The sequence below is a fragment of the Mesorhizobium sp. M2A.F.Ca.ET.039.01.1.1 genome (assembly GCF_003998035.1).
Lineage (GTDB): Bacteria > Pseudomonadota > Alphaproteobacteria > Rhizobiales > Rhizobiaceae > Mesorhizobium.
In genome coordinates this window covers 1-6046 of record NZ_RZRY01000392.1, presented here as the reverse complement: position 1 = coordinate 6046, position 6046 = coordinate 1, and the positions used below count along the sequence as shown (strand labels likewise).

Genomic DNA, 6046 nt, shown 5'->3' with positions numbered 1-6046 from the left:
GTCGACCAGCTTCTGCAGCTCGCTCACCGTCTTGCGCGGAATGATGATGCCCGGCATGCCTTCTGAACCTGCCGGCGCGTCGATCTCGGCGCGCGCCAGGCGATGTCCGTCGGTCGCCACCGAGCGCAGCTTCAGCTTGCCGCCGACTTCGACGGCGTGCAGGTAGATGCCGTTGAGGTAGTAGCGCGTTTCCTCGGTCGAGATGGCGAACTGGGTCTTGTCGATCAGCCCCTTCAGCGCCGCCGATTCCAGCCGGAAGATATGCGAGAACGAGCCGGCCGAAAGCTCCGGGAAGTCGGATTGCGGCAGGCACTGCAGGCGGAAGCTGGAACGGCCGGAGGTGACGGTCATCGCGTTGCCGTCCTCGTCCGTCTTCAGCATCACCTCTGCGCCATCGGAAAGCTTGCGCACGATGTCGTAGAGCAGATGCGCCGGCACCGTCGTCGCGCCGCCGCGCTCGACCTTGGCGGGTGTCGCCTCTGTCACCTCGAGGTCGAGGTCGGTCGCCTTCATCTCGAGGCTCGCGCCTTCGGCGCTGAGCAGCACGTTGGAGAGGATCGGGATGGTGTTGCGCCGCTCGACCACGCGGTGGACGTGGTTGAGGGACTTCAGGAGATTTGACCGTTCCAGGATAACACGCATGACGAACAGGCTCGCTTCAATGAATGAACGGGTCACCGGCAGGCGGCATCCCGCGAAAGCCCTGAAAGGCTTCCAGAATCTCCGTAAGCTGACAGTAAAAAGCCTGCAAAGGCAAGCCCGCGGCACCGGTTCGGGCCGGTTGCGCGGGCTTTCTGGGGATAAAGCCGGCGAAGCGGGTCGCCGGCCATTTTTGCATCGCCTCAGGCCTGGTCGTTGATCAGCCTTCTGAGCAGTTCGAGCTCCTGCGCCAGCGTGTTGTCCCCGCCCGAAAGGTCCTCGATCTTGCGCACGGCATGCAGCACGGTCGTGTGGTCGCGGCCGCCGAAACGCCGCCCGATCTCCGGCAGCGAGCGCGGCGTCATCACTTTCGACAGATACATGGCCACCTGCCGCGGCTTGACGATCGTGCGCGTGCGCCGGTTGGACAGAAGCTCCGTCTTCGACACGTTGTAATGGCGCGCCACGATGCGCTGGATGTCCTCGATGCGCACCCGCTTCGGCTCGCCCGAGCGATAGATGTGGCCGAGGATCTCGTCGATCCGGTCGATCGTGATCTGCGGCTCGAAGGACTGGCGAAACAGAAGCTGGTTGAAGGCGCCCTCAAGCTCGCGCCCGCTGCCGGTGACCGTACGGGCGACATGCTCCAGGATCTCGTCCGAGATGTCGAGCGAGGTGTCATCGCTCTTGGCGGTGGCGCGGCGCAGCTTCAGCATGCCGAGCCGCATGGCGAAATCCGGCGCCGACATTTCCAGCGCCACGCCGCCATTGAGGCGCGACCGCACGCGCGGTTCCAGCGATTCCAGTTCCGACGGCGGCCGGTCGGCCGCGACCACCACCTGCTTGGCGCTGTCGAGCAGCATGTTGATGAGGTGGCAGAATTCGTGCTGGATCGATTTGCCTTGCAGGAACTGCATGTCGTCGATGATCAGGAGATCGATGTCGCGCAGCTGCTCCTTCAGCGTCAGCGCGTTGTTGTCGCGGATCGCGGTGGCGAAGCGCCACATGAAATACTCCGCCGTCAGATAGACGACGCGCGACTTCGGATTGTGTCGCAGCGATTCCGCCGCGATCGCCTGCAAGAGATGCGTCTTGCCGAGCCCGACGGTGGCATGCAGGAAAAGCGGGTTGAAACGCACCGCGCTCGACTGCGATTCCGCCACGGCTCTCGCCGCCGCGAAGGCCACCCTGTTGGACGGTCCCTCGATGAAGGAGGCGAACGTGTAGCGCGGGTCGAGCGGCGACCCCAGAACATTGTGGCGGAACTCCGGTTCCGCGGACGCGCCCTGGCGGGGCGCCGGCGCCCGTTGTTCCACGCGTCCGGCGCTCGCGGTGCCGTTGGCGAGCGCGGTGTGCGTCTGCCTGGTCGTCTTGCGGGCCGGCGCGATTTCCGGCTCGACATGGTTGCGCCCCTGGCGCGTCGCGGTGCGCACGACGATCTCGATCTTGAGGACGTCGGGATCCTCATGCCGCCACAGCTCCGCGATAAGCTCGAGATAGTGGCCGTTGATCCATGACCGCAGGAAGGCGGTCGGCACCGAGATGCGGACAATGCCGCGGGAGGCCTCGGCGACCTTCATGCGACCAAACCAGCTCGAATAGACCTCGGCCCCCAGACGCGCCTTCAGCTGGGCCTTGACCCGTTCGAACTTCTGTTCCGCGTCGCTGGATACCGCCACGTCGCCCTCTCCGACAAAAGTTGCTGGAAATGGGAGATCGCCCGCTATCTCCCTCTCGATGCCGCTTTGCATGATCACAGTTCCTTGTCTTCTCGTACCCTTTTCCCGCCGGGGATGCGCCTCCTGCATCCTTGGTCCGGCGACCTCATTCGCCGCGCTGCCCTGCCGCCGCCGGCAAACGGTCATCGCAACTCGCGCAAGGGACCAGCCGCCGGCTCCGCACGCCGGCTTCCGACAAAGACAAGGCAATACGCCACCCTCCGGCGAAAACGCCGGCGAGACATCGACCGCCAATGTACAATTACGCCAGTCCCCTACCGCACCGAAGAGACAAACCAAGCCACGCGCGGAATTGCTCCACGTCATGAATTCTGCCATTTTGTGCTGGCCGATTCAGGCTGGGTCAGGGGCTTAGTGCCCGTCCCTTCGATGGATGGACATTACCGAAATCGCTGTGGATAGGGCAAGGCCACATCTAACGGTTTTTTAACGAATCTGGTTACCGAACGGGGCTTGAATTCGGGTGCTGCGACGGCACGTTTTGACAAAGCCATTGTGATTCAAACCCTTTTCCGGCGAATATGAAAAAGACCGCCCGAAACGAAATATTCTGAAATAATTCTCTTGACAGCTACTTCTCCCCCGCGGTCCGGCCGTGCGTTGAACAAGCTGTGGATGACCGTCTGTAAGCACCTGAAAAGAATGCGGAATTTTTGACAGGAGAATTTGGGCAGCTGCCGCGGCAGAGGCGCGCAGATATAAGCGGCGCTGTATATGCCGGCAAAACAATACCGGCATTTTGAATCGCCTCACAAGTGCAGCTTGCGGGCGAACTTTTTAAGTACTTGCCGGCAAACGAAAAAACCCGGCCTGTGCGGCCGGGTTCCAAATCGATGGAGGATTGAGTCGGTCAGGCCGACAGCGTCTTGACCCGCTGAGCCAGTCGCGAAACCTTGCGGGAAGCCGTGTTCTTGTGGACGACGCCCTTGGTGGCGGCGCGCATCAATTCCGGTTCCGCAGCCTTGAAGGCTTCCACCGCAGCGGCCTTGTCGCCGGCGGCCAGTGCCTCTTCGACCTTGCGGACATAGGTGCGGACGCGCGAGCGGCGGTTCTTGTTGACCGCAGCGCGGCGGGCGATCTTGCGCGTAGCCTTTTTGGCCGAGGAAGTATTGGCCATGATGCCTCTCTTCTGATCTGGTGAACGCCAGCGATGTCGCAGGGCGCAAAAAACAAACGGGCAGCCACGGGCCGCCTCGGTTGGTGCGGCTTATAGTTCAGCTTTTCCGCCTCGTCAACGCCGCTTCGCGGTCTTTTTGGGCCTCGATGTCATGTCCCGCAAAATCGCGGCCACCTGGGCGAAGCGCCTAAAGCGCGTCGCGATCTTTCAGATTCGCTCCATGCGCTTTAGGTTTTGATTTTAAGCATGTCTTTATCCCGAAACCGGTCCCCACTTTCGGGAGACATGCTTTAGCGGTTGGTGAAGTTCGGCTTCCGCTTCTCGACGAAGGCGGCCATGCCTTCTTTCTGGTCGTCGAGCGCAAACAGCGAATGGAAAAGACGGCGCTCGAAGCGCAGCCCCTCGGCCAACGTCGTCTCGTAAGCGCGGTTGACGGCTTCCTTGGTCATTATCACCGACGGCAGCGAGAACTCGGCGATCTTCGCCGCCGCCTTCAGCGTTTCGTCGAGCAGCTCGGCGACCGGGACCACCCGCGACACCAGCCCGCTCCTCTCGGCCTCGGCCGCGTCCATCATCCGCCCGGTCAGGCACATGTCCATCGCCTTGGACTTGCCGACGAATCGGGTCAGCCGCTGTGAGCCGCCCATGCCCGGCATGACGCCGAGCGTGATCTCGGGCTGGCCGAATTTGGCGTTGTCGCCGGCGAGGATGAAGTCGCACATCATGGCCAGCTCGCAGCCGCCGCCGAGCGCATAGCCAGCGACCGCCGCGACGATGGGTTTGCGCGTGCGCGTGAATTCCTCCCAGCCGACGAAGAAATCCTGCGTGTAGGCGTCGGCGAAGGACATCGCCTGCATTTCCTTGATGTCGGCGCCGGCGGCGAACGCCTTTTCCGAGCCCGTAAGCACCATCGCGCCGATGGCGGGATCGGCATCGAACGCGCTCGCCGCCGCGACCACCTCCGCAAGCACCTGCGAATTCAGTGCATTGAGCGCCTTGGGCCGGTTCAGCGTGATCAACCCGACCTTGCCGCGTGTTTCCACGAGAATGGTTTCATAGGTCATGGTTCGCTTCCTCCGCGGGGGTGGGATGATCGATACCGTTCCTAGCTTACCGCTGACAGGTCCGGCAATAGAAGGTCGAGCGGCCGCTCTGCACGATGCGTTCGACATGGCCGCGGCAGCCCGGCTTCTGGCACGGCTCCCCCTCGCGATCGTAGACCGCGAAGGAATGCTGGAAATAGCCGAGCGATCCGTCGGCCTGGACATAGTCGCGCAGCGACGAGCCGCCGGCGGCGATCGCATCGGCGATGACCGAGCGGATCGCCTCGGCGAGGCGTTCGCTTTGTCCCTTCGCCTTCTTGGCCGAGCCGGCGATGGTGCCGGCTTCGCGCAGCGGCGAGAGCCCGGCGCGCCACAGTGCTTCCGAGACATATATATTGCCGAGCCCGGCGATCAGGCGCTGGTCGAGCAGCGCCGCCTTGAGCGGCGATCTGCGATCCTTCAGCAGCGAGGCGAGCAGGGGGCCGTCGAGCGCGTTACCGGTTGGCTCGATGCCGAGTCCCGCCAGCATCGGATGGGTGTCCGGCGCGCCTTCGGCAAACAGCATGAAGCCGAAGCGGCGCGGGTCGTTGAAGATGATGCTGGACCGCACGCCGTTCGGCGAGGTGACGTCGAACACGACATGGTCGTGCGCGGCGATCTTCGAGCGCTCCTGATGGAAGGAGCCGGGGAGGTCGCTGCTCCCGGCGCTTTCGATCCGGAACGACCCCGACATGCCGAGGTGGCAGATCAGCACCGGACCATCTTCGACATGCATCGTCAGGTATTTGGCGCGCCGGCCAAGCGCCGTCAAGGTCTTGCCTGTCAGCCGCTCCGAAAAGCGCTCGGGAAAAGGAAAGCGAAGGTCGGGCCTGCGCGCTTCGACCTTGACCAGCCGCGCCCCTTCCAGGACCGGCTGCAGTCCGCGCCGGACGGTTTCGACTTCAGGCAGTTCAGGCATGGCCGCCTATCGCTGCAAGGAATGATGTCCCATGGCGTCCGGCTGCCAGGCCAAGGTGATCCGCAACGGTTTCGCCGATATCGGCGAAGGTTGGCCTCAGCCCGATGTCGCCGCCCTTCAGCCCCGGCCCGATGCCGATCACCGGAACGCGCTCACGCGTATGGTCAGTGCCGCGCCAGGTCGGGTCGTTGCCATGGTCGGCTGTGAGGATGAGAAGGTCGCCCGGCCTGATGCGCGACAGCGCCTCGGGCAGCCGGCGGTCGAAGGCTTCGAGCGCGGCCGCGTAGCCGGCGACATCGCGCCGGTGACCGAACTCGGTGTCGAAGTCGACGAAATTGGCAAAGACCAGGTCGCCGTCGCCGGCATCGTCCATGGCGCCGAGCGCCTTGTCGAACATCGCCATGTTGCCGCCGGCCTTGCGCACCTGCGAGATGCCGCGATGGGCGAAGATATCGCCGATCTTGCCGACGGCGATGACCTTGCTGCCGCGCTCCGTCAGCCGGTCGAGCAGGGTCGGCTCAGGCGGCGGCACCGCATAGTCGCGGCGGTT

Annotated in this window: 5 protein-coding genes and 1 pseudogene; all 6 read right to left on the bottom strand. The window is 63.7% G+C overall.

What is annotated here, in order from left to right; genetic code table 11:
- Positions 1–642 (bottom strand): DNA polymerase III subunit beta (dnaN, locus tag EOA24_RS24745; protein ID WP_127410151.1); only part of this gene is annotated, 642 nt, incomplete at its 3' end.
- 200 nt (positions 643–842) lie between these two features.
- Positions 843–2390, bottom strand: coding sequence for a chromosomal replication initiator protein DnaA (gene dnaA, locus EOA24_RS24740; RefSeq protein WP_126062828.1), 1548 nt, complete (start codon positions 2388–2390; stop codon positions 843–845).
- Positions 2391–3228: 838 nt separating this feature from the next.
- Entirely contained in the window at positions 3229–3495 is a 267-nt protein-coding gene (rpsT, locus tag EOA24_RS24735; protein WP_040985913.1) for a 30S ribosomal protein S20, read from the bottom strand.
- Between the two features lie 290 nt (positions 3496–3785).
- The gene (locus EOA24_RS24730) at positions 3786–4559 is read right to left on the bottom strand and encodes an enoyl-CoA hydratase (protein ID WP_126079388.1); all 774 of its coding nucleotides are present in this window, start codon (positions 4557–4559) and stop codon (positions 3786–3788) included.
- Positions 4560–4605: 46 nt separating this feature from the next.
- Positions 4606–5496, bottom strand: coding sequence for a bifunctional DNA-formamidopyrimidine glycosylase/DNA-(apurinic or apyrimidinic site) lyase (gene mutM / locus EOA24_RS24725; RefSeq protein ID WP_126079387.1), 891 nt, complete (start codon positions 5494–5496; stop codon positions 4606–4608).
- Positions 5489–6046 (bottom strand): annotated as a pseudogene (locus tag EOA24_RS24720) (phosphopentomutase); the annotation flags it as partial. The pseudogene EOA24_RS24720 and the gene mutM, both read right to left, overlap by 8 nt.